General features: G+C 66.7%; 16 protein-coding genes. 7 read left to right on the forward strand and 9 right to left on the reverse strand.

What is annotated here, in order from left to right; all coding sequences use genetic code 11:
* Positions 1-3: 3 nt before the first annotated feature.
* The 6 genes from LA521A_RS17190 to glmS form a co-directional block, all read right to left on the reverse strand.
* Positions 4-999 (reverse strand): AAA family ATPase, encoded by a 996-nt coding sequence (locus LA521A_RS17190; RefSeq protein WP_281780061.1) that lies wholly within the window; start codon positions 997-999, stop codon positions 4-6.
* A gap of 104 nt (positions 1000-1103) precedes the next feature.
* Positions 1104-1805, reverse strand: coding sequence for a DUF4159 domain-containing protein (locus tag LA521A_RS17195; RefSeq protein ID WP_281780062.1), 702 nt, complete (start codon positions 1803-1805; stop codon positions 1104-1106).
* Positions 1802-3427, reverse strand: a complete 1626-nt coding sequence (locus LA521A_RS17200) for a TldD/PmbA family protein (protein WP_281780063.1) — start codon at positions 3425-3427, stop codon at positions 1802-1804. The genes LA521A_RS17195 and LA521A_RS17200 overlap by 4 nt, the downstream gene beginning before the upstream one ends.
* A gap of 15 nt (positions 3428-3442) precedes the next feature.
* Positions 3443-4777 (reverse strand): TldD/PmbA family protein, encoded by a 1335-nt coding sequence (locus LA521A_RS17205; RefSeq protein ID WP_281780064.1) that lies wholly within the window; start codon positions 4775-4777, stop codon positions 3443-3445.
* Positions 4778-4800: 23 nt separating this feature from the next.
* A complete protein-coding gene (locus LA521A_RS17210; protein WP_281780065.1) occupies positions 4801-6429 on the reverse strand; it encodes a TldD/PmbA family protein in 1629 nt (542 codons plus the stop codon).
* A 497-nt stretch (positions 6430-6926) separates the two neighbouring features.
* Entirely contained in the window at positions 6927-8759 is a 1833-nt protein-coding gene (glmS, locus tag LA521A_RS17215; RefSeq protein ID WP_281780066.1) for a glutamine--fructose-6-phosphate transaminase (isomerizing), read from the reverse strand.
* Positions 8760-8954: 195 nt separating this feature from the next.
* Here glmS and LA521A_RS17220 point away from each other — a divergent pair, with 195 nt between their 5' ends.
* From LA521A_RS17220 to LA521A_RS17245, 6 genes are all read left to right on the forward strand, one after another.
* Positions 8955-10244 (forward strand): efflux RND transporter periplasmic adaptor subunit, encoded by a 1290-nt coding sequence (locus tag LA521A_RS17220; RefSeq protein WP_281780067.1) that lies wholly within the window; start codon positions 8955-8957, stop codon positions 10242-10244.
* Between the two features lie 88 nt (positions 10245-10332).
* Positions 10333-11064: an ABC transporter ATP-binding protein gene (locus tag LA521A_RS17225; protein WP_281780068.1), complete on the forward strand. Its 732-nt coding sequence runs from the start codon at positions 10333-10335 to the stop codon at positions 11062-11064.
* 11 nt (positions 11065-11075) lie between these two features.
* The gene (locus tag LA521A_RS17230) at positions 11076-12395 is read left to right on the forward strand and encodes an ABC transporter permease (RefSeq protein WP_281780069.1); all 1320 of its coding nucleotides are present in this window, start codon (positions 11076-11078) and stop codon (positions 12393-12395) included.
* A gap of 16 nt (positions 12396-12411) precedes the next feature.
* Positions 12412-13647 carry an ABC transporter permease gene (locus LA521A_RS17235; RefSeq protein WP_281780070.1) on the forward strand — a complete coding sequence of 412 codons (1236 nt, stop codon included), beginning with the start codon at positions 12412-12414 and terminating at the stop codon, positions 13645-13647.
* Positions 13648-13772: 125 nt separating this feature from the next.
* Entirely contained in the window at positions 13773-15107 is a 1335-nt protein-coding gene (locus LA521A_RS17240; RefSeq protein WP_281780071.1) for a sigma-54-dependent transcriptional regulator, read from the forward strand.
* A gap of 4 nt (positions 15108-15111) precedes the next feature.
* Positions 15112-16428 (forward strand): sensor histidine kinase, encoded by a 1317-nt coding sequence (locus tag LA521A_RS17245; protein ID WP_281780072.1) that lies wholly within the window; start codon positions 15112-15114, stop codon positions 16426-16428.
* A gap of 312 nt (positions 16429-16740) precedes the next feature.
* Here the strand turns inward: LA521A_RS17245 and glmU are convergent, their stop codons facing one another.
* Positions 16741-18111: a bifunctional UDP-N-acetylglucosamine diphosphorylase/glucosamine-1-phosphate N-acetyltransferase GlmU gene (gene glmU, locus LA521A_RS17250; protein ID WP_281780073.1), complete on the reverse strand. Its 1371-nt coding sequence runs from the start codon at positions 18109-18111 to the stop codon at positions 16741-16743.
* 114 nt (positions 18112-18225) lie between these two features.
* Between glmU and LA521A_RS17255 the strand changes: the two genes are divergently transcribed.
* On the forward strand, positions 18226-18630 hold the full coding sequence (locus LA521A_RS17255) for a GtrA family protein (RefSeq protein WP_281780074.1): 405 nt from the start codon (positions 18226-18228) through the stop codon (positions 18628-18630).
* A gap of 400 nt (positions 18631-19030) precedes the next feature.
* Here the strand turns inward: LA521A_RS17255 and LA521A_RS17260 are convergent, their stop codons facing one another.
* Both LA521A_RS17260 and atpD read right to left on the reverse strand, forming a co-directional pair.
* Positions 19031-19456 carry a F0F1 ATP synthase subunit epsilon gene (locus LA521A_RS17260; protein WP_281780075.1) on the reverse strand — a complete coding sequence of 142 codons (426 nt, stop codon included), beginning with the start codon at positions 19454-19456 and terminating at the stop codon, positions 19031-19033.
* A gap of 123 nt (positions 19457-19579) precedes the next feature.
* Complete coding sequence (gene atpD / locus LA521A_RS17265; RefSeq protein ID WP_115841919.1) at positions 19580-20980, reverse strand: F0F1 ATP synthase subunit beta; 1401 nt, start codon at positions 20978-20980, stop codon at positions 19580-19582.
* Positions 20981-21028: the final 48 nt, after the last annotated feature.

The following is a 21028-nucleotide window of genomic DNA, read 5'->3' on the forward strand; positions in this document are numbered from 1 at the left end:
CGATCAACCGTTGAAGGGCACCGCGCGCAGCAGCGCGGCGATCACGTCGTCGGCGCTCTTCTGCTCGGCTTCGGCGGCGAACGAGAGCAGCAGGCGGTGACGCATGACCGGTGCGGCGAGCGCGGCGATGTCCTCGCGCGTTGCGGCCAGGCGCCCGTGCAACAGGGCGCGCGCCTTCGCGGCGAGCACCAGCGACTGGCCCGCACGCGGACCCGCGCCCCACTTCACCCACTGCTTCACTTCGTCGGGCACGTCGCTGCCCGGACGCGTGGCGCGCACCAGTCGCGTGACCCACGCAAGCAGGTCGTCGCCGAAATGCACCTCGCGCACCAGCGCCTGCAACGCGAGCACTTCCTCGCCGTGCATCACGCTGGGCACGTGCGCGCTGTGCGTGCCGGTGGTCTGCGCGAGGATGTCGCGCTCCTCGCGCTCGGTCGGGTAATCCACGCGGATGTGCAGCAGGAAGCGGTCGAGCTGCGCTTCGGGCAACGGATACGTGCCGGCCTGTTCGATCGGGTTCTGCGTCGCCAGCACGAAGAACGGCGCCGGCAGGGAATGCGTCACGCCGGCATAGCTGACGGTGCGCTCCTGCATCGCTTCCAGCAGCGCGGCCTGCGTCTTGGGCGGCGTGCGGTTGAGTTCGTCGGCGAGCAGCAGGTTGGTGAAGATGGGGCCCGGCTGGAAGCGGAAATGACGATGCCCGGTGCCGTGGTCTTCTTCCAGCAGCTCGGTGCCGAGGATGTCGCTGGGCATCAGGTCGGGCGTGAACTGCACGCGGCGGAACTGCAGTTCCAGCGCCTGCCCGAGCGAGCGCACCAGCAGCGTCTTGCCCAGGCCCGGCACGCCTTCCAGCAGGCAGTGGCCGCCGGCGAGCAAACCGATGAGAAGTTGTTCGACCACGGATTCCTGGCCGACGATGGCCTGCGCGATCGCATTGCGCAGCGTGCCGAGGCGTTCGAGCTGGGACTTGAGTTGCGCTTCGGTGAGGATGTCGTTCATGGCTTCTCTTTGCTCGTCATTCCCGCGCAGGCGGGAATCCAGTGTCTTTGCGGCGGGAGGGTGGCGTGAGCCCCGCTTTCGCAGCGACGACGACCCGCTGCCCGTCAGCTGTTAAGCGCGTACATCACGATATTGACCGCGAACTTCGTGTTGTCCTCGGCGAGGAAACGCTTGTTGCGCCAGTCGTAGTCCCACTCGCAACCGTAATCCTTGTTGCTGTAGAGCACGCCGAGGCGGCCGTCGATCTCGATGCCTTTCAAATAGTCGTGCACCAGATCGTCGCCCCAGCCGTTGAGTTCGAACGTGGTCGCCGGCGGGCCGTCCTTGAATTCGAAGAAGCTGCGGTACAGCGCATGGTTGTTCGGGAGCTTCTTCAGCGCCTGCGCACCGAAGATCTTCGCCATCTGCTCCTCGAACGACTTGGCGAACAGCCCGTCGATGTCGTGGTTGCAGTCGTCGACGAAAACGAATCCGCCGTTGCGCACGTACTGCTCGAAATTGCGACGTTCGGCCGGGTTGAACTCCACCAGCTTGTGGCCGGCGAGGTAGCAGAACGGCGCGGTGAGCATCTTCGGATCGGCCAGCGCCAGCACGTGTTCCTTCGGGTCCACGCGCAGGTTGGTGTAGTCGATCAGGGACGTGATGAGGTTTGCCGGCATGCGCTGGTCGACGTCCCAATCGCCGGAGTCGTATTTCAGGCGCGTGAGCCAGAAGTCGTAGTCCGCAGCCGCCGCGTGAGCGAGAGGCGGCAGCATCGCGGCTGCCGCGCTTCCCAGCATCAGGCGGAGGAACTGCGCGCGGTTCATATCGACCGCGCGGTATTGATGACGTTGACCCCGTTGAATCGTGCCGTCGCCGCGCCGTGCGACACGGCCGACACCTGGCTCGGCTGGCCCTTGCCGTCGAAGAACGAACCGTTGAGGCGGAAATCGCGCTCGTCGCAGATCGCCACGCACGCGTTCCAGAACTCCGGCGTGCGGATCTGGTACGCGGCGTCTTCGACGAGTCCGGTCACCTTGCCGTTCTTGATTTCGTAGAACAGCTGGCCGCCGAACTGCGCGTTGTAGCGCTGCTGGTCGATGGAGTACGAACCGCGGCCGTGCACGTACAGACCGTTTTCGACGTCCTTGACCATGTCGGCGACGCTGAGCGGCGTCTTGCCCGGCATCAGCGAGACGTTCGCCATGCGCTGGAACTGCACGCTCGACCATGAGTCGGCATAACTGCAGCCGTGCGATTGCGTGTGGCCGAGGATGTGCGCTTCATCGCGCGTGGCCTGGTAGTCGACGAGGATGCCGTCGCGCACCAGGTCCCACTGTTTGGTCTTCACGCCTTCATCGTCGTAACCGACCGCGCCCAGGCTGCCCGGCCGGGTCTTGTCGGCGACGAAGTTGACGATCTCGCTGCCCCAGCGATAGCCCTCGTCGCGCTTGTCGAGCGTGGCGAAGCTGGTGCCGGCGTAGTTGGCTTCATAACCAAGCACGCGGTCGAGTTCGAGCGGATGGCCGACGTTCTCGTGGATGGTGAGGAACAGGTTGGTTGGGTCGATGACGAGATCGTACTTGCCCGGCTTCACCGACGGCGCCTTGAGCTTGGCGCGTGCGTCGCGCGCGGCCTGCACGGCGTCTTCCATCACGTCGTAGCTGGTGGCGTACGCGGTGATGCCGCCCGGCAGCGCGCGCTTGCCCGCCGCCGCGCCATCGAGGTATTCGTAGCCCATGCCCATCGGCGCGGACAACCCGTTGCGCGTGCGGAACTTGCCGCTCGCCTTGTCCACCGCGGTGGCCGTCACCGGCAACCAGATGCGGTGGATGTCCTGGTCGACGTAGCTACCGTCGGTGGACGCGAAATATTTCTGTTCGTTGATCAGGAACAGCGTGGAGTTGAAGAAGTCCGCGCCGGCCTTCATCGCCGCGGCATTGACCGACAGCAGCAGGTCGACCTTGTCCTTGATCGGCACTTCCATGCCGTTCTTGCGGATCGGCGTGGCCCAGCGCACTTCGCCCAGGCCCGGCGTCGGCGCGAGTTCGACCTTGCGCGTCTGGTTGCGCGCGTTGGCCTTGGCGATGGACAGCGCGGTGCGCGTGGCCTGCGCCACGGCATCGGGCGTCTGCACGTTGGTCGCGGCGAAACCCCATGCGCCGTCGGCGAGCACGCGCACGCCGACGCCGGAGGATTCGCCGTTGACGACGTTTTCCACGCGCGCCTCGCGCGTGATGACCGACTGGCGCAGGTAACGGCCCACGCGGACGTCGCAGTACTGCGCGCCGCCCGCGCGTGCGGTGTTGAGCGCGGCGTCGGCGAGCTGCCGACGACGCGCGTTGTCGACCGGTTCCAGGAGCGCCTCGGCGGCGACGCTGCGCCCGAACGGGAGCAGCGCGCCGGCGGTCGTCAGGCCGGTGAAGCTGAGGAAATCACGACGTTGCACGATCGAACTTCCCCGTCACACCGCGTCCGACAGCGAGGTGAAGGTGAAATCGCGCAGCTTCATCGGCGGGATCATCATCACGAACGAGGATTCGTCGCCGGCCACGCGCACCGGACGGCCGAGTTCCTCGATGTTGTTGAGCATGATCACCGGCGACTCGTTGAAGCGGAAGTTCTTCACCGGGTGCTTGATCTGGCCGTTCTCGATGTAGAAGGTGCCGTCGCGCGTGAGGCCGGTCAGCAGCACGGTCTGCGGATCGACCATGCGGATGTACCAGGTGCGCGTGACGAGGATGCCCTTCTGCGTACCGCGGACGAGGTCGGCGGTGGACTTGTCGCCGCCGGCCACCAGCAGGTTGCCCGGCTCGCCCACGGCGCGCTTGCCCTGCTTCTTCGCCCAGTAGCGCGAGTAGTTGAGCGCGACGACCTTGCCGTTCTCGACGATGTTCATCTTCTCGCGCGGCAGGCCCTCGGAGTCCCACGGAAGCACCGGGGCGCGCGGATCCCACGGATCGGCGGAAATATTGACGCGCGGGTCGTAGACCTGCTCGCCCAGCTTGTTGCCGCCGCCCTTCTTCGACAGGAAGCTGCGGCCTTCATCGGCCTGGCGCGCATCGAAGAAATTCATCATGAACGAGATCAGGCCCGCGGCCGCGGCCGGTTCCAGGATCACGGTGTACTTGCCCGGCTCCAGCGCCTTGGCTTCGGCCGATTCGGTGGCCTTGCGCATGGCGGTGCGGATGTCGGCGTCGGCCTTGAAGTCGGACGCGTCCTTGAGGTTGCGGCCGACCCAGCCCGAACCGCGGCCGTCTTCGGTGCGCACGGTGCAGGTGTAGTTGAAGTTCGCGCCGCGCTGGTAGGCGAAGTTGCCGTTGCTGTTGGCGATGGCCACGAAGTTCTGGCCGTCTTCCAGGAAGCCCGCCGCGATCAGCTTCTCGCCCTTGCACGGACCGATGGAGTCGGCCGCCACCTTGGCGCGGTATTCGGGCGTGATGGCCGCCGTGGATTCGCTGAAGGTCGGGCTGGGCTTGTAGGTCTGCTTCTCGATGGCCGGCATGAACTCCGGGTTTTCCGGCGCCAGGCGCGCAAGGTCTTCGGCGCGACGCACCACGCGTTCAAGTGAGGCGTCGTCAAACTCGTTGATGGTCGCCGTGCCCACGCGGTTGCCGAAGGCGACCTCCACCGCGAGTTCGGTGTTGTCGACGATGCCGCTGGTGGAGATGTTGTTCAGCGCGAAACGGATGTTGCCGTCGACCGAACCGGCCAGCGTGGCGGTGATCTGGTCGGCCTTGGACAGCTTGATGACCTTGTCCAGGATGGCCTTGGACTGTTCTTCGGTGAAGATGCTCATTCTCTGGTTTCTCCAGCGCGCGATCAGCCGAGGCTGCGGGCGGTGTTGATGACGTTGATGCCGTTGAAGCGCGCCGTGCTCGAACCGTGCGAGACCGCCGAGACCTGGCCCGGCTGGCCCTTGCCGTCGAAGAACGAACCGCCGAGGCGGTAGTCGCTTTCGTCGCAGACGGCGACGCAGGCGTTCCAGAATTCCGGCGTGCGGATCTGGTAGGCCACGTCCTCGATCTGCTTGGTGATCTGCCCGTTCTTGATCTCGTAGAACAGCTGGCCGCCGAACTGCGCGTTGTAGCGCTGCTGGTCGATGGAGAAGGAGCCATCACCGATGATGTAGATGCCGTTCTCGACGTCCTTGATCATGTCGGCGACCGACAGCTTGTTCTTGCCCGGCGCCAGCGACACGTTGGCCATGCGCTGGAACTGCACGCTGGACCACGAGTCGGCGTAGCAGCAGCCGTCGGATTCGGTCTTGCCCAGGATGTGGGCCTGGTCGCGGATGGTCTGGTAGTCCACCAGCTTGCCGTTGCTGATGAGGTCCCACTTCTTGGTCTTCACGCCTTCGTCGTCGTAACCCACGGCGCCGAGGCTGCCCGGCTGGATCTTGTCGGCGAAGATGTTGACGTTGCCGCTGCCGTACTGGAAGCGCTCCTTCTGCTTGTCCAGCGTGGCGAAGCTGGTGCCGGCGTAGTTGGCCTCGTAGCCGAGCACGCGGTCGAGTTCGAGCGGGTGGCCGACGGACTCGTGGATGGTGAGCCAGGTGTGCGACGGGTCGAGCACCAGGTCGTACTTGCCCGGCTTGACCGACGGCGCGGTGAGCTTGGCCTTGGCCTGCTTGGCCGCGGCGATGGCGTCTTCCTTCATGTCGTAGGACAGGCCGTAGTTCACGACCCCATTGGGCGAGACGACCTTGCCCGACTGCGCGCCGTCCAGGTATTCGAACCCCAGGCCCATCGGCGAGGACAGGCCGTCGCGCGTGCGGAACTTGCCGGTGGCCTGGTCGATGGCGGTGACCGTCATCGGCGCCCAGATGCGGTGCACGTCCTGGTCGATGTAGCTGCCGTCGGTGGACGCGAAGTACTTCTGCTCGTTCACCAGGAACAGCATGGAGTTGACGAAGTTGGCGCCGGCATTGATGGCCGCGGCGTTGACGCCCAGCAGCAGGTCGGCCTTGTCCTTCAGCGGGACTTCCATCGCGTTCTTCTTGATGGGCGTCTTCCACGACACCTCGCCCACGCCCGGCGCCTTGGCCAGCTGGACGGGCGTGGTCTGCATCTTGGCGTTGGCCTTGGCGATGGCGGCGGCCTGCTGCGCGGCCTTCACCACGCCCTGCGTGTTCAGCGAGTTGGTGGCGGCGAAGCCCCAGGCCCCGTTGACCAGCACGCGCACGCCGATGCCGGTGGACTCGGTGTTGACCACGTTCTGGACCTTGTCCTCGCGCGTGATGACGAACTGGCGCAGGTACCGGCCGATGCGGACGTCGGAATAGGTGGCGCCGGCGGACGTGGCGGCCTGCAGCGCGGCGTCGGCCAGCTGCTTCTTCTTGGCCACGTCGAGGGTGGTGAGCAGCTCTTCGGCGGCGATGGCGCGGCCGAACGGCAGCATCAGCCCGGCGACACCAATGCCGGACATGGTGAGAAAGGAACGTCTATCCACTGTTGTATTACCCCCGGAGTGGGCCCGCGGACGCCGGGGCGGCGGACGGGCAGGCGATCGAGACAAAATCGCACCGACTGTGTGTGGGGGGCTCGGGGGCCGTCAAGTGACGAACGGGCTATAGGCGATGGTCGTAAGGCGGCGCAGGGGCGGAAGTGTGCGCTGGGTCGTGTCCGCTGGCGCTGTGGCCTTCGCGCTGTGCCGAGTCGGGCGGATCAGGACTCGATCGCTCCCGACAGAAGACGCCGGGACTAGCCCGGCGTCTGGTGGTGCAGGCTACTGACTAGTAGCCACGGCGGGAGGAACCAACGAAAAGCACGATCGCGTAATACGGCGTGCTCTTAATTGCGTCGATCAACTCTGGCATGCGCCCCCCGCCAACATTGAACCGTCTGAAAGGTATGAGGGTACCCGAGTGGCTCCCCTCTTGCGGACGCTCCAAAGCAAAACGGCCCTCACACAGGAGGGCCGTTATCCGAAGCAAGTTGAGTGGACGCTTACTCCACCGTCACTGACTTCGCCAGATTCCGCGGCTTGTCCACGTCGGTACCGCGCGCCAGTGCGGCGTGGTACGCCAGCAGCTGCACGGGAATCGCATGCACCACCGGCGACAGCACGCCGACGTGGCGCGGGGCGCGGATGACGTGCACGCCTTCGGACGGGCCGAATTGGCTGTCTTCGTCGGTGAAGACGAACAGCTCGCCGCCGCGCGCGCGCACTTCCTGCATGTTGGACTTCACCTTCTCCAGCAGCGTGTCGTTGGGCGCGATGACCACCACCGGCATGGCGGCGTCCACCAGCGCGAGCGGGCCATGCTTGAGTTCGCCCGCCGGGTAGGCCTCGGCGTGGATGTAGGAGATTTCCTTGAGCTTGAGCGCGCCTTCCAGGGCGATGGGGTAATGCACGCCGCGGCCGAGGAACAGCGCGTGCTGCTTCGGCGCGAAGCGCTCGGCCCACGCGGTGATCTGCGGTTCCAGGTTCAGCGCGTGCTGCACGCTGCCGGGCAGGAAGCGCAGCGCGTCCAGGTACTGGCCTTCCTGTTCGACGCTCAGGCGGTCGTTCAACTTGGCCAGCGTGGCGGCTAGCGTGAACAGCGCCACCAGCTGCGTGGTGAAGGCCTTGGTGGACGCCACGCCGATCTCCGCACCGGCGCGCGTGTAGTACACCAGCTTGCTGGCGCGCGGGATGGCGCTTTCGGGCACGTTGCAGATGGACAGCGTGCGGTCGTGGCCCAGCGACTTGGCGTACTTCAGCGCTTCCATGGTGTCGAGCGTTTCGCCCGACTGCGAGATGGTGACGATGAGGTGCTTCGGGTTGGCGACGGCCTTGCGGTAGCGGTATTCGCTGGCGATCTCGACCGAACACGGCAGGCCGGAAATCGCTTCGATCCAGTAACGCGCGGTGAGGCCGGCGTAATAGCTGGTGCCGCAGGCGAGGATCTGCACGCCTTCCACGTCGCGCAGGACGTCTTCCGCATTCGCGCCGAACAGCAGCGGGTTGAACGCGTTGGCGTCCATCACCGCCTCGATGGTGTCGGCGATGGCGCGCGGCTGCTCGTGGATTTCCTTCTGCATGAAGTGGCGGTACGGGCCCAGCTCCAGCGAGGCGAGCGAGACGTCGGACACGTGCACTTCGCGCTCGACGGTGGCGCCGGTGGCGTCGAACACGCGGACCGCGTCGCGCGTGATGTCGGCGGTGTCGCCTTCCTCCAGGAAGATCACCTGGCGCGTGGCCTGCAGGATGGCGGACACGTCGCTGGCGATGAAGTTCTCGCCTTCGCCCAGGCCCACCAGCAGCGGGCAGCCCATCCGCGCGGCGATGAGACGGCCGGGGTCGCGCTTGCTGACCACGGCGATGGCGTAGGCACCCACGAGTTCGTGCACGGCCTTCTGCACGGCACTCAACAGGTCGGCGCCGCGGGCCTGGTGGAAGTGGATCAGGTGCGCGATGACCTCGGTGTCGGTCTGCGACTCGAACACGTAGCCCTTGGCGCGCAGGACTTCGCGCTGCTCGTCATGGTTCTCGATGATGCCGTTGTGCACCACCGCCAGCTCGCCGAAGGAGATGTGCGGGTGCGCGTTGGCTTCGGTGACGCCCCCGTGCGTGGCCCAGCGGGTATGGCCGATGCCGAGCTGGGCGTGGAAGCCCTCAGCCTGCGCGGCCGATTCCATCTCCGACACGCGCCCCGTCCGGCGCACGCGGCGGACGTCGGGGCCGTCGAGGACGGCAATGCCGGCGGAGTCGTAGCCGCGGTATTCCAGGCGCTTGAGGCCTTCGATCAGCACCGGCACCACGTCGCGATCGGCGATCGCACCCACAATTCCGCACATGCAGCGGCACTCCTAACGAGGGAAGGCGGACAGTCTAGCGGGAGCTACGCGAAGGCGGCTGTACGGCGGACACGCACGCGTCCGCGCGGACACTCCGGACACTGCCACGCACGCGCAAGTCGTTGAAATCAATAGGCGATGGACTTGGCACGCCTCCTGCGTATTCAGGTGAGTTCCCCATCACCCGACGACCGCATGATCCGCGACACCTCCGCCCAAGACCGCGTCATCGCCGCGCCCCCCGCGAACCCGCGCCGCAAGCAACTGCTCATCGGCGGCGGCGTGGCGGCCCTGCTGCTGGTGGCGCTGAGCGTGCCCACGCTGGGGCGCTGGCTGGGCGCCGGGCAGTCGGTCAGCGGCGAGCGCCTGCGCACGGCCGAGGTGCATCGCGGCACGCTGGTGCGCGACGTGTCGGTGCAGGGCCGCATGGTCGCCGCCGTCAGCCCGACGCTGTACGCGCCGGCCGCCGGCACGGTGACGCTGAAGGTGCGCGCCGGCGACACGATCAAGCAGGGCCAGCCGCTGGCGGTGATCGACAGCCCCGAGCTGCGCAGCAAGCTGGTGCAGGAGCAGTCCACGCTGGCGAGCCTGCAGGCCGAAGCCAGCCGCGCCGCGCTCGATGCGCAGCTGGCGCGCTCCACCGCGCAGAAGGCGCTCGACCAGGCGGAGATCGACCGCACCGCGGCGATGCGCGACCTGGAACGCAGCCAGAAGGGCTTCGAAGGCGGCGCGGTGTCGAGCATCGAGGTCGCCCGCGCGCAGGACACGCTGAAGAAAGCCGACATCGGCCTGTCGCACGCGCAGCACGACTACGGTCTGCAGGACCGCGGCGCGGGGCTGGACACGCGCAACAAGCACCTGCTCGCGCAGCGCCAGCAGGCGATCGTCGACGACCTGCAGCGCCAGGTGGACGAGCTCAACATCCGCTCGCCGGTGGACGGCATGGTCGGCACGGTGAACATCACCGACCGCACGGTGGTGCCGATCAACCAGCCGCTGCTGGTGGTGGTCGACCTGCGCGAACTGGAAGTGGAGCTGCCCGTGCCGGAAAGCTACGCCGACGACCTGCGACTGGGCATGGGCGCGGAGATCAGCTACGGCGGGCAGAAGTACAACGGCGTGCTGCAGTCGGTGTCGCCTGAGGTGGTGAACGGCCAGGTGATGGCGCGACTGCGCTTCGCCGACAACCAGCCCGACAACAAGCGCCCGACCGGGCTGCGCCAGAACCAGCGCGTGAGCACGCGCGTGATGATCGAGGAAAAGCCGAACGTGCTGATGGTGCAGCGCGGTCCGTTCCTCGACACCGGCGGCGGCCGCGTCGCCTACAAGCTCGACGGCGACACCGCGATCAAGACCGCGATCACCACCGGCGCCAGCAGCCTGTCCGACGTCGAGGTGCTTTCCGGCCTCAAGCCCGGCGACCGCATCGTGATTTCCGATACCACCGCGTTCAACGGCGCGGACCAGGTGATGGTCAACGACTGACCGCGCAACCCATAGCCGCCGCACCGCATCCACAAGACGCCCCCGCATTCCGCCGCACTACGAGAACGCACCCTCCAGGAGCACCGCCATGTTGAAGATGACCCACCTGAGCAAGGTTTACCGCACGCACATGATCGAGACGCACGCGCTGCGCAGCTTCGACATCCACGTGCGCGAGGGCGAGTTCGTCGCCGTCACCGGGCCGTCGGGCTCGGGCAAGACGACGTTTCTGAACATCGCCGGCCTGCTGGAGGACTTCAACGACGGCGATTACCTGCTCGATGGCGTGTCGGTGAAGGGCCTGGACGACAACGCGCGCTCGAAGCTGCGCAACGAGAAGATCGGTTTCATCTTCCAGGGCTTCAACCTGATTCCCGACCTGAACCTGTTCGACAACGTCGACGTGCCGCTGCGCTATCGCCGCATGGGTTCGGCCGAACGCAAGGAGCGCATCGAGCATGCACTGGGTCGCGTCGGCCTGTCCTCGCGCATGAAGCATTACCCGTCCGAGCTTTCCGGCGGCCAGCAGCAGCGCGTGGCGATCGCGCGTGCGCTGGCCGGTTCGCCGCGCCTGCTGCTCGCGGACGAACCCACCGGCAACCTCGACTCGCTGATGGCACGCGGCGTGATGGAACTTCTGGAGGAGATCCACGCGCAGGGCACCACCATCGTGATGGTCACGCACGATCCCGAACTCGCCGCACGCGCGCAGCGCAACGTGCACATCATCGACGGCCAGGTGACCGACCTCGACGACGCGCCGCGCCTTGGCGGCGACGTCCACGCCACGCACGCCGCCGCCGCCGCGACGGCCGGCTGAGGAGCGCACCCATGTTCACCTACTACCTGCGGCTGGCGGCGATCTCGCTCAAGCGCAACCGCATCCTCACCGCGCTCATGGTCGCGGCCATCGCGCTGGGCATCGGCATGTCGATGACTTCGATGACCGTGCTGCACATGATGGGAAGCAACCCGCTGTCCTACAAGGACGAGCAGGTGCGCCGCGTGCAGCTGGACAACTGGGACATCAACGAGCCCTGGGACGAGGACTATCCGACCGAGCCGCCGGATCTGATGACCTACCAGGACGCCAACAACCTCGTGAACGCGCACAAGGCCGAGCACGAGGCGGCGTTCTTCCCGAACGTGCTGCCGCTGGAACCGGAAAAGCGCGAGATCAAGCCGTACATGGTCGAGGCGCTGTTCACCACGGCGGGCTTCTTCCCGATCTTCGAGCCGCCGTTCCGCTACGGCACCGGCTGGACGCCGGCCGAGGACCGCAGCGCCGCGCGCGTGGCGGTCATCGATGCTGAAACCAACGACAAACTCTTCGGCGGCGAGAACAGCGTCGGCCGCAAGGTGCGCCTGGGTGGCGAGGACTTCACGATCGTCGGCGTGCTCGCGAAATGGCGCCCCACGCCGCGCGTCTACCACGTCGCCAACGACGCGTTCGACGATCCGCAGTCGGTGTTCGTGCCGTTCTCTTTCGGCATCGAGAAGAAGCTCAACAGCAATTCGAACAACAGCTGCTACAAGGATTCCGAGCCGGGCTACGAGGGCCTGCTGGCGTCGGATTGCATCTGGATCGATATGTGGGTGCAGGTCAAGGACGAGGCCGACGCACAGCGTTACCTGGGCTTCCTCAACGATTACGTCAACGAGCAGAAGAAGTCCGGCCGTTTCGCGCGCCCGTTGAACAACCGCGTCTACAGCGTGTCGGAGTTCCTCGAGGCGCAGCGCGTGGTCGGCCGCGACGTCCGCACGCAGGTGTGGCTGGCGTTCGCGTTCTTCGCCGTGTGCCTGATCAACACCGTGGGCCTGCTGCTGGCGAAGTTCATGGGCAAGGCGCCGGAAATCGGCCTGCGCCGCGCGGTGGGTGCGAGCAAGCCGGCGGTGTTCGCGCAGTACCTGACCGAATCGGGCCTGGTCGGCATCGCGGGCGGGCTGCTCGGGCTGGTGCTCACGGGGCTGGGATTGCTCGCGCTGCGCAAGCTCTACGCCGGCACGTCGATCGAACGGCTCGCCGAACTCGACTGGGTCATGGTCGGGCTGTCGTTGCTGATCGCGTTGACCGCCAGCCTGATCGCCGGGCTGTATCCGACGTGGCGCGCCTGCCAGGTGCAGCCGGCCACGCAGTTGAAGACGCAGTAACGTCGAGGACCCCATCATGGAATTCCGTCCGATCCTCAATGCGCTCATGCGCAACAAGACCGGCCTGCTGTTGATCGCGCTGCAAGTCGCCATCACGCTGGCCATCGTGTGCAACAGCGTCTTCATCATCCTGCAGCGCATCGAGAAGGTGAACCGTCCCAGCGGCATGGACGAGAAGGCGCTGTTCACCATCACCAGCCTCGGCTTCGCGCAGGACTTCGACCTGCGCGGCAGCCTGCGCCAGGACCTCGAGGCGCTGCGCTCCATTCCCGGCGTGATCGATGCGACCACGATCAACTCCGTGCCGTTGTCCAACGGCGGCTGGAGCGAAGGCATCTCGACGCTTCCCGAAAGCGTGCCGGAAGACCAGCGCAAGAACACGCCGACGGCGATCTACATCCTCGACGACCACGGCGTGAACACGCTGGGCGCGCACCTCGTTGCGGGGCGCAACTTCACCGCCGACGACGTCAGCTATCGCAGTCGCGACGACAAGGGAACGCCGAATTCCGTCATCGTCACCCAGGCGCTGGCCGACCAGCTGTACCCGGACGGCAATGCCCTCGGCAAGCCGGTCTACAGCGGCCTGGGCGGCAAGGGCTCGTCGAGCACGATCGTCGGCGTCCTGGAACGGTTGCAGGCGCCGTGGGTGGGCTGGGACAAGGTCGAGCACGCGATGCTCGTGCCGCAGTACCAGATCGGCGAGTTCGACAGCTCCGCGCGTTACCTCGTGCGTACCGAAGCGAGCCGACGCGACGAGATCATGAAGGAAGCCGAACGCAAGCTCGGCGAGATCAACACCGGCCGCATCGTGCGCGGTTTGCGTTCTGTGGAGGAAGTGCGTGGCGACAGCTATCGCCAGGATCGCGCGATGACCGTCGTGCTGACTACGGTGATCTTCTCGCTGCTCGCGGTCACGGGCCTGGGCATCGTCGGCATGGTCAGCTTCTGGGTGACGCGCCGCGTGAAGCAGATCGGCACGCGTCGCGCACTGGGCGCCCGCCGTTTCGATATCCGCCGCTATTTCATGGTCGAGAACGTGATCGTGGTGGGCGTGGGCATCGTGATCGGCCTGCTCCTCACCTACGGCTTCAACCTGTGGCTGATGAAGCATTACGAGCTGCCGCGCCTGGCGTGGTACTACGCGCCGCTCGGCGCACTGACGGTGCTGATGCTCGGCCAGCTCGCGGTGTTCGGCCCGGCCACGCGCGCCTCGCGCGTGTCGCCCGCGGTGGCGACCCGCACGGTCTGATCGCACTGCCCTCCAGCGTCGTCCCCCGGGTGAGCGGGGACGACGAGTTCGCGTAACCGGCGGTGGCCGTTCCCCTCTCTCTCCGGAACGGCCGCCGCCCTGCCCCGCTGCTACCCTAGGCGCCCATGCGGACCATCCTCGTCATCGACGACAACCATGCCGTCCACGTCGCGCTGGACGTGCTGTTCTCGCTGGCCGACCTGCGCGTGCTCAGCGCGGAATCGCCGGAGGAAGGCCTGCAGCTGCTGGAGCGCGAAACCATCGACCTGGTGATCCAGGACATGAACTTCACCGCGGACACCACGTCCGGTGAGGAAGGCATCGCGTTGTTCCGCACGATCCGCGACCGCTTCCCGGACCTGCCGATCATCCTGCTCACCGCGTGGACGCGGCTGGAGTCGGCCGTCGCGCTGGTGAAGGCCGGCGCCGCCGATTACCTCGGCAAGCCGTGGGACGACCACAAGCTGATGACCACGGTCACCAACCTGCTGGAGCTTGGCGAGGCGAACCGCGCGCTCGCGGAGCATCGCGACGGCGAGCGCCGTCGCCGGCAGGAACTGGAGCGCCAGTACGATCTTCGCGGCGTGGTGTTCGCCGATCCGGCGAGCGAACGCGTCGTGAGCCTTGCCTGCCATGTCGCGCGCGCGGACGTGCCCGTGCTCATTGCCGGCCCCAATGGCGCGGGCAAGGAGCGCATCGCCGAGATCATCCAGGCCAATTCGTCGGTGCGCGACGGCCCGTACGTGACGCTCAACTGCGGTGCGTTGCCGTCGGAGCTGATCGAGGCCGAGCTGTTCGGCGCCGAAGCCGGCGCATACACCGGCGCCAACAAGTCGCGCGACGGCAAGTTCGAAGCGGCCGACGGTGGCACGCTGCTGCTGGACGAGATCGGCAACCTTCCGCCCGCCGGGCAGATGAAACTGCTGCGCGTGCTGGAAACCGGTCGCTTCCAGCGCCTGGGTTCCAATCGCGAGCGACAGGTGAAGGTGCGCGTGATCGCCGCGACCAACGCCGACATTCCGGCGATGATCCGCGCCGGCACGTTCCGCGAAGACCTCTACTACCGCCTCAACGTGATCGAACTGCGCGTGCCGCCGCTGGCGGAGCGACGCGGCGACATCCTGCCGCTTGCCGAGCATTTCCTCGAAGGTCGCCGTCGCCTCAGCGACGCGGCGCGCGGCGCGCTGCTGCGGCATGCGTGGCCCGGCAACGTGCGTGAGATGAAGAACGCCATCCAGCGCGCATTGCTGCTGGGCTCGGCGGACGTCATCGATGCGGAGGAACTCGGGCTTGTTCCGACATCAGCGGCGCCTCGCGCGCACGAAGGCGAGCCCGATCGCGAGGCGATCGAAGCGGCGCTGCAACGCGCGGGTGGCGTGATGAGCCAGGCCGCGGCGGACCTCGGAATGAGCCGGCAGGCGCTGTATCGACGCCTCGACAAGCTCGGCATCGCGCGGTGATGCGATGGACGCGCACAAGCGCCACTTCTCGATGGCCGGAAAGCTCGCGCTGCTGCTGTTCGCGGCGATGCTCGCGGCGGTCGGGCTCTGCGCGCTGCTGATCGACTGGCTCGGCAACGCGCTGCTCGGCGCGAGCCTGACGCTGGTGGTCTGTGCGATCGTCGCGCCGCTGATCGCGCAACGCTATCTGGCGCGGCAGCTGAGCCTGTTCCGCGCGTTGTCTGGATCGGTCGCGAGTTTCCGCGACGGCGATTTCAGCTTCAGCGTCACGCGCCGCTCGCACGACGAACTCGACGACCTGGTCGAAGCGCATAACGAACTGGGCCGCGTGTTGCGCGATGAGCGCCAGTCGCTGTTCCAGCGCGAACTGCTGCTCGACACCGTCGTGCAGAACACGCCGACCGCGTTGTTGCTGATCGAGAGCCGCGGCGCGATCGTGTACGGGAACGTCGCGGCGCGCCAGCTGTTTCACGACGGCCGCAAGGTCGAAGGACTGAAGTTCCCGCAGTTGATGGAGAACACGCCGGCGCCGTTGCGCGAAGCACTCGGCGAAGGTCGCGACCGCCTTTTCAGCTTCGAACACGCGGGGCAGGAAGAGACGTACCACCTCGCGCGCCGCGATTTCCATCTCAACGGCCGCGTGCATACGCTTTTCATGTTCAAGCGGCTGACGGCGGAGTTGAACCGCCAGGAAGTGGCGACGTGGAAGAAGGTCATCCGCGTGATCAGCCACGAGCTCAACAACTCGCTGGCGCCGATCACGTCGCTGGCGCACTCGGGCGCGGAACTGTTGCGGCGCGGAGACCACGAGAAGCTCGGCCGCATCTTCGAAACCATCGAGGAACGCGCGCGGCACCTGCACGGCTTCCTGCGCGGCTATTCGAGCGTCGCGAAACTGCCGGTCCCGGAACTCGAATCGGTGGAATGGGCGCCGTTCCTGTCGCGCCTGCAGCAGCATTACGGGTTCGAGCGCGGCCCGATCCCGTCGGAGCCTGCGCGCTTCGATCCGGCGCAGGTCGAGCAGGCGTTGATCAACGTGCTGAAGAACGCGCACGAGTCCGGATCGAAGGAAGACGAGGTCACGCTGACGGTGCGGCAGATTGGCCGCGTCGTGCGCGTGGAGGTGAGCGATCGCGGGCCCGGCATGTCGGACGCGGTACTCGCGAATGCGCTGGTGCCCTTCTATTCGACCAAGCGCAGCGGGAGCGGCCTCGGGCTGGCGCTCGCGCGCGAGATCTGCGAGGCGCATGGCGGACGGATCGGGCTGGCGAACCGCGATGGCGGCGGCTTGACGGTGAGTTTGACGTTGCCGGTGGAGTGAGGCGTGTTACGAGCGCGGTCGTGCTCGCCATCCCTACAGCGCTCGTCAACTTCTCTTCCGTCGCCTTCTTTCGCCGGCGCCTTCTTTTGCCGTCACCTTCTTTTGCCGTCGCCTTGTTTATCCGTCATCCCGGCGAAGGCCGGGATCCAGGCTGGCAAGGCGTCCGTCGCCGACGGTTTCATCGCGTAAGGCGAGGCACTGCAAACGTCAGCCGAACGGGCCTGGGTCCCGGCCTTCGCCGGGACGACGGGTTGAGTGGACGAACGAGCTGCGCACGTCAACGCACCGCGCGCGATGCGGCTACGAAAACCATCAAACCTTCGGCTTCTTCTTCGGCCGCTGCCAGCCCGCGATCGTCGATTGCCGCGCACGCGCCACGGTGAGCTGGCCTTCCGGTGCATCGCGCGTGACCACCGAACCGGCGGCGATCGTCGCTTCGCGGCCGATGGTCACCGGTGCCACGAGCGAGGAGTTCGAACCGATGAACGCGCCGTCCTCGATCGTCGTCGTCGACTTGTTCACGCCGTCGTAGTTGCAGGTGATCGTGCCCGCCCCGACGTTGACGCCCGCGCCGATCACGGTGTCGCCCAGGTACGTGAGGTGGTTGGCCTTGCTGGTGACGCCGATGCGCGCGTTCTTGGTCTCGACGAAGTTGCCGACGTGCACGCCGTCGGCGAGCACGGTGCCCGGGCGCAGTCGCGAATACGGGCCGATCTGCGCAGCGCCTTCGACGATGACGCCGTCCAGGTCGCAATGCGCGCGCACTTCGGTGCCAGGGCCCAGGGTCACGTCCTTGAGCCGGCAGAACGGTCCGATACGCACGCCATCGCCGAGCACGACTTTGCCTTCGAGCACCACGTCCACGTCGATCTCGACGTCATGCCCCACGCGCACCTCGCCACGCTGATCGAAGCGTGCCGGATCGGCCAGTCGTGCGCCCTGCACGCACAGCGCGCGCGCCGCGCGCCGCTGGAACGCGCGTTCGAGCTGCGCGAGCTGCCACGAATCGTTCGCGCCTTCGACTTCGATGGGGTCCTGCACGTGCACCATCTCGGCCGCGTTGAACTCGGCGGCGGCCGATGCGAAGACGTCGGTGAGGTAGTACTCGCCCTGCGCGTTGTCGTTGCCCAGGTGCTGCAACCAGCGACGCAACGCCTCGCCGTCCGCGACGAGGATGCCGGTGTTCACCGTGCGGATCTCGCGCTGCTCGTCGTCGGCGTCCTTGTGCTCGACGATGCGACCGACGCGGCCCTGAGGATCGCGCACGATGCGGCCGTAACCGGTGGGGTCTTCCAGGTCGGCGACCAGCACCGCGATGCGGCCCGGCGCGGCGAGCAGACGCTGCAGTGTTTCGGCGGTGATGAGCGGCACGTCGCCGTAGAGCACGAGCACGCGCGCATCGACCGGCACGGACGGCATCGCCTGCTGGACGGCATGCCCCGTGCCCAGACGCTGCTCCTGTTCGGTCCAGTGCAGGTCGGCCTGGTCGGCGAACGCGGCGCGGACCTGCTCGCCGCCGTGCCCGTACACGACATGGATACCGGCCGCGCCAAGTTGGCGCGCGGTGTCGATCACGTGACCGAGCATCGGCTTGCCGGCGATCTTCTGCAGCACCTTGGCCGTGACGGACTTCATGCGCTTGCCCTCGCCGGCGGCGAGGATGACGACGTGGAGTGGATTCATGCGGTGGGACGACTCGTGGGCGTGACCGCAGGATCTTATCAACGTGAACCGGAATGCGCCGTGCGTGTGGGTCGCGTGCAGGGTGGCGTTCCGCCGGGCGACTAGAATTCACGCATGCGCCGACGTCCCAACCATTCCAGCCTGGCCCGGCATGGCAGCCGCTACATCGCGGTCGGCGCGGTGCAGCTGCTCGTGGACTGGGCGGTCTTCGTCGCCCTCAGCGCGGCCGGCGTGCTGGTGGAACCGGCGAACATCGTCGGACGCATCAGCGGCGCGGCGATCGGCTTCTGGGCGAACGGACGATTCACGTTCGCAAGCGACGACACCGCGCTGGGCGGCCGGCAGTTCGCGCGCTTCGCGGTGATGTGGCTGGCGACCACGGCGATCAGCACGTGGGCCGTGGGCCATATCGACGATACGGTGGGCTTGAAGTGGGCATGGCTGGCGAAGCCGGCGATCGACGTGGCGGTGAGCGCGATCGGCTTCGTGCTGTCGCGGCACTGGGTGTATCGGCGGTAGGTCGGCGATCTGGCGCCGAACAGTGCGTCATCCCGGTGCGGGCCGGGACAAGGGCGCGCAGCCGATGGGCACTCCCTGACGGTTCCCACATTGCGCCGTCGGTCCAGCGAAGGCTGGAACCCATCCTGATCTTCGCTCTTTCGTGGGAGCCCCGGCGCATGCGCGTCCGCCCTCTGAAACAGATGCGCTGACAGCAGAAGGATGCGTACCTGCCTGTAGCAACGCGGGAAGCGTGCATGGCGAGTGCGAGCGTCGGCCCTCCGCCGACCCTCACCCAGTGAGAGAGGGCTCAAAATCTCCACAAACAAAAAAGGCGACGGGTTCGCCGTCGCCTTCTTCCGCAGTGCTGGAGGTTCGCTCTTCGAATATCGAATCCCGAATCGCGACTCCGCTCCCGCGTTTAGTGCTTCATGTTCTTGCGCAGACGCTCCAGCGCGCTGAGCTGGGCGATGCTCATGGCCAGCTGGGCCTGGGCTTCTTCCATGCTCATCTGCGGGTCCTTCTTCGACAGGATGCGCTCGGCCTCTTCCTTCGCGGCGCGAACGGCGGCTTCGTCGATGTCCTGGGCGCGCACGGCGGTGTCGGCCAGCACGGTGACCACCGTCGGCTGCACTTCGAGGATGCCGCCCGAGATCGCGAAGTCGAGTTGCTCGCCACCCGGCAGGGTCACCACGACCTTGCCCGGCTTGAGGCGGGTGATCAGCGGCGCGTGCTTCGGCGCGATGCCGAGCTCGCCGATCTCACCGGTGGCGACCACCAGCTCGGCCTCGCCGTGGAAGATTTCCTGCTCGGCGCTGACGATGTCGCAACGAATCGTGGATGCCATGTAGTAACGCCTTTGTACTTTGTCCCCCTCCGCCGCGCGCGACGGAGGGTTGGAATGCGGATGCGGGCCGGGCCCTCATCCTGACCCTCTCCCGCACGCGAGAGAGGGAGCAAGACCGACGGATCAGCCCGTGATCTTCTTGGCCTTCTCGACCGCTTCCTCGATGCCGCCGACCATGTAGAACGCCTGCTCCGGCAGGTGGTCGTACTCGCCTTCGACGATGCCCTTGAAGCCGCGGATGGTGTCCTTCAGCGACACGTACTTGCCCGGCGAACCGGTGAAGACTTCGGCCACGTGGAACGGCTGCGAGAAGAAGCGCTCGATCTTGCGGGCGCGCGACACGGCCTGCTTGTCTTCTTCGGACAGCTCGTCCATGCCGAGGATCGCGATGATGTCCTTGAGCTCCTTGTACTTCTGGAGCGTCGACTGGACCTTGCGCGCGACCTCGTAGTGCTCCAGGCCGATCACGTTCGGATCGAGCTGGCGCGAGGTGGAGTCGAGCGGGTCGACGGCCGGGTAGATGCCCAGCGAGGCGATGTTTCGCGACAGCACGACGGTGGCGTCGAGGTGGGCGAAGGTGGTCGCCGGCGACGGGTCGGTCAGGTCGTCCGCGGGCACGTACACGGCCTGGATCGAGGTGATCGAACCGGTCTTGGTCGAGGTGATGCGCTCCTGCAGGACGCCCATTTCCTCGGCCAGCGTCGGCTGGTAACCCACGGCCGACGGCATGCGGCCCAGCAGCGCCGACACTTCGGTACCGGCCAGCGTGTAGCGGTAGATGTTGTCCACGAACAGCAGCACGTCACGGCCCTTGCCCGAGGCGTCCTTCTCGTCGCGGAAGTACTCGGCCATGGTCAGGCCGGTCAGCGCGACGCGCAGGCGGTTGCCCGGCGGCTCGTTCATCTGGCCGTACACCATCGCGACCTTGTCCAGGACGTTGGAGTCCTTCATCTCGTGGTAGAAGTCGTTGCCCTCGCGGGTACGCTCGCCCACGCCGGCGAACACGGACAGACCCGAGTGCGCCTTCGCGATGTTGTTGATGAGCTCCATCATGTTGACGGTCTTGCCCACGCCGGCGCCGCCGAACAGGCCGACCTTGCCGCCCTTCGCGAACGGGCACATCAGGTCGATGACCTTGATGCCGGTTTCCAGCAGCTCGTTGGCCGAGGACTGGTCTTCGTACGTCGGGGCCGCGCGGTGGATTTCCCAATGGTCCGCAGCCTGCACCGGGCCGGCTTCGTCGATGGCGTTGCCCAGCACGTCCATGATGCGGCCCAGCGTACCGGCGCCGACCGGCACCGCGATCGCGCGACCGGTGTTGGTGGCGACCAGGTTGCGCTTCAGGCCGTCGGTGGAGCCCAGGGCGATGGTGCGGACGACGCCGTCACCGAGCTGCTGCTGGACTTCGAGCGTGATGGCGGTGTTGTCGACCTTCAGCGCGTCGTACACCTTCGGCACGGACTCGCGCGGGAACTCGACGTCGACGACGGCGCCGATGATCTGAACGATCTTGCCCTGACTCATGGTGGTTTCCTCTAACTTGAATCTGTTGTGCGGTCGCGGAATGTCGCG

This window comes from Lysobacter auxotrophicus, from assembly GCF_027924565.1.
Lineage (GTDB): Bacteria > Pseudomonadota > Gammaproteobacteria > Xanthomonadales > Xanthomonadaceae > Lysobacter_J > Lysobacter_J auxotrophicus.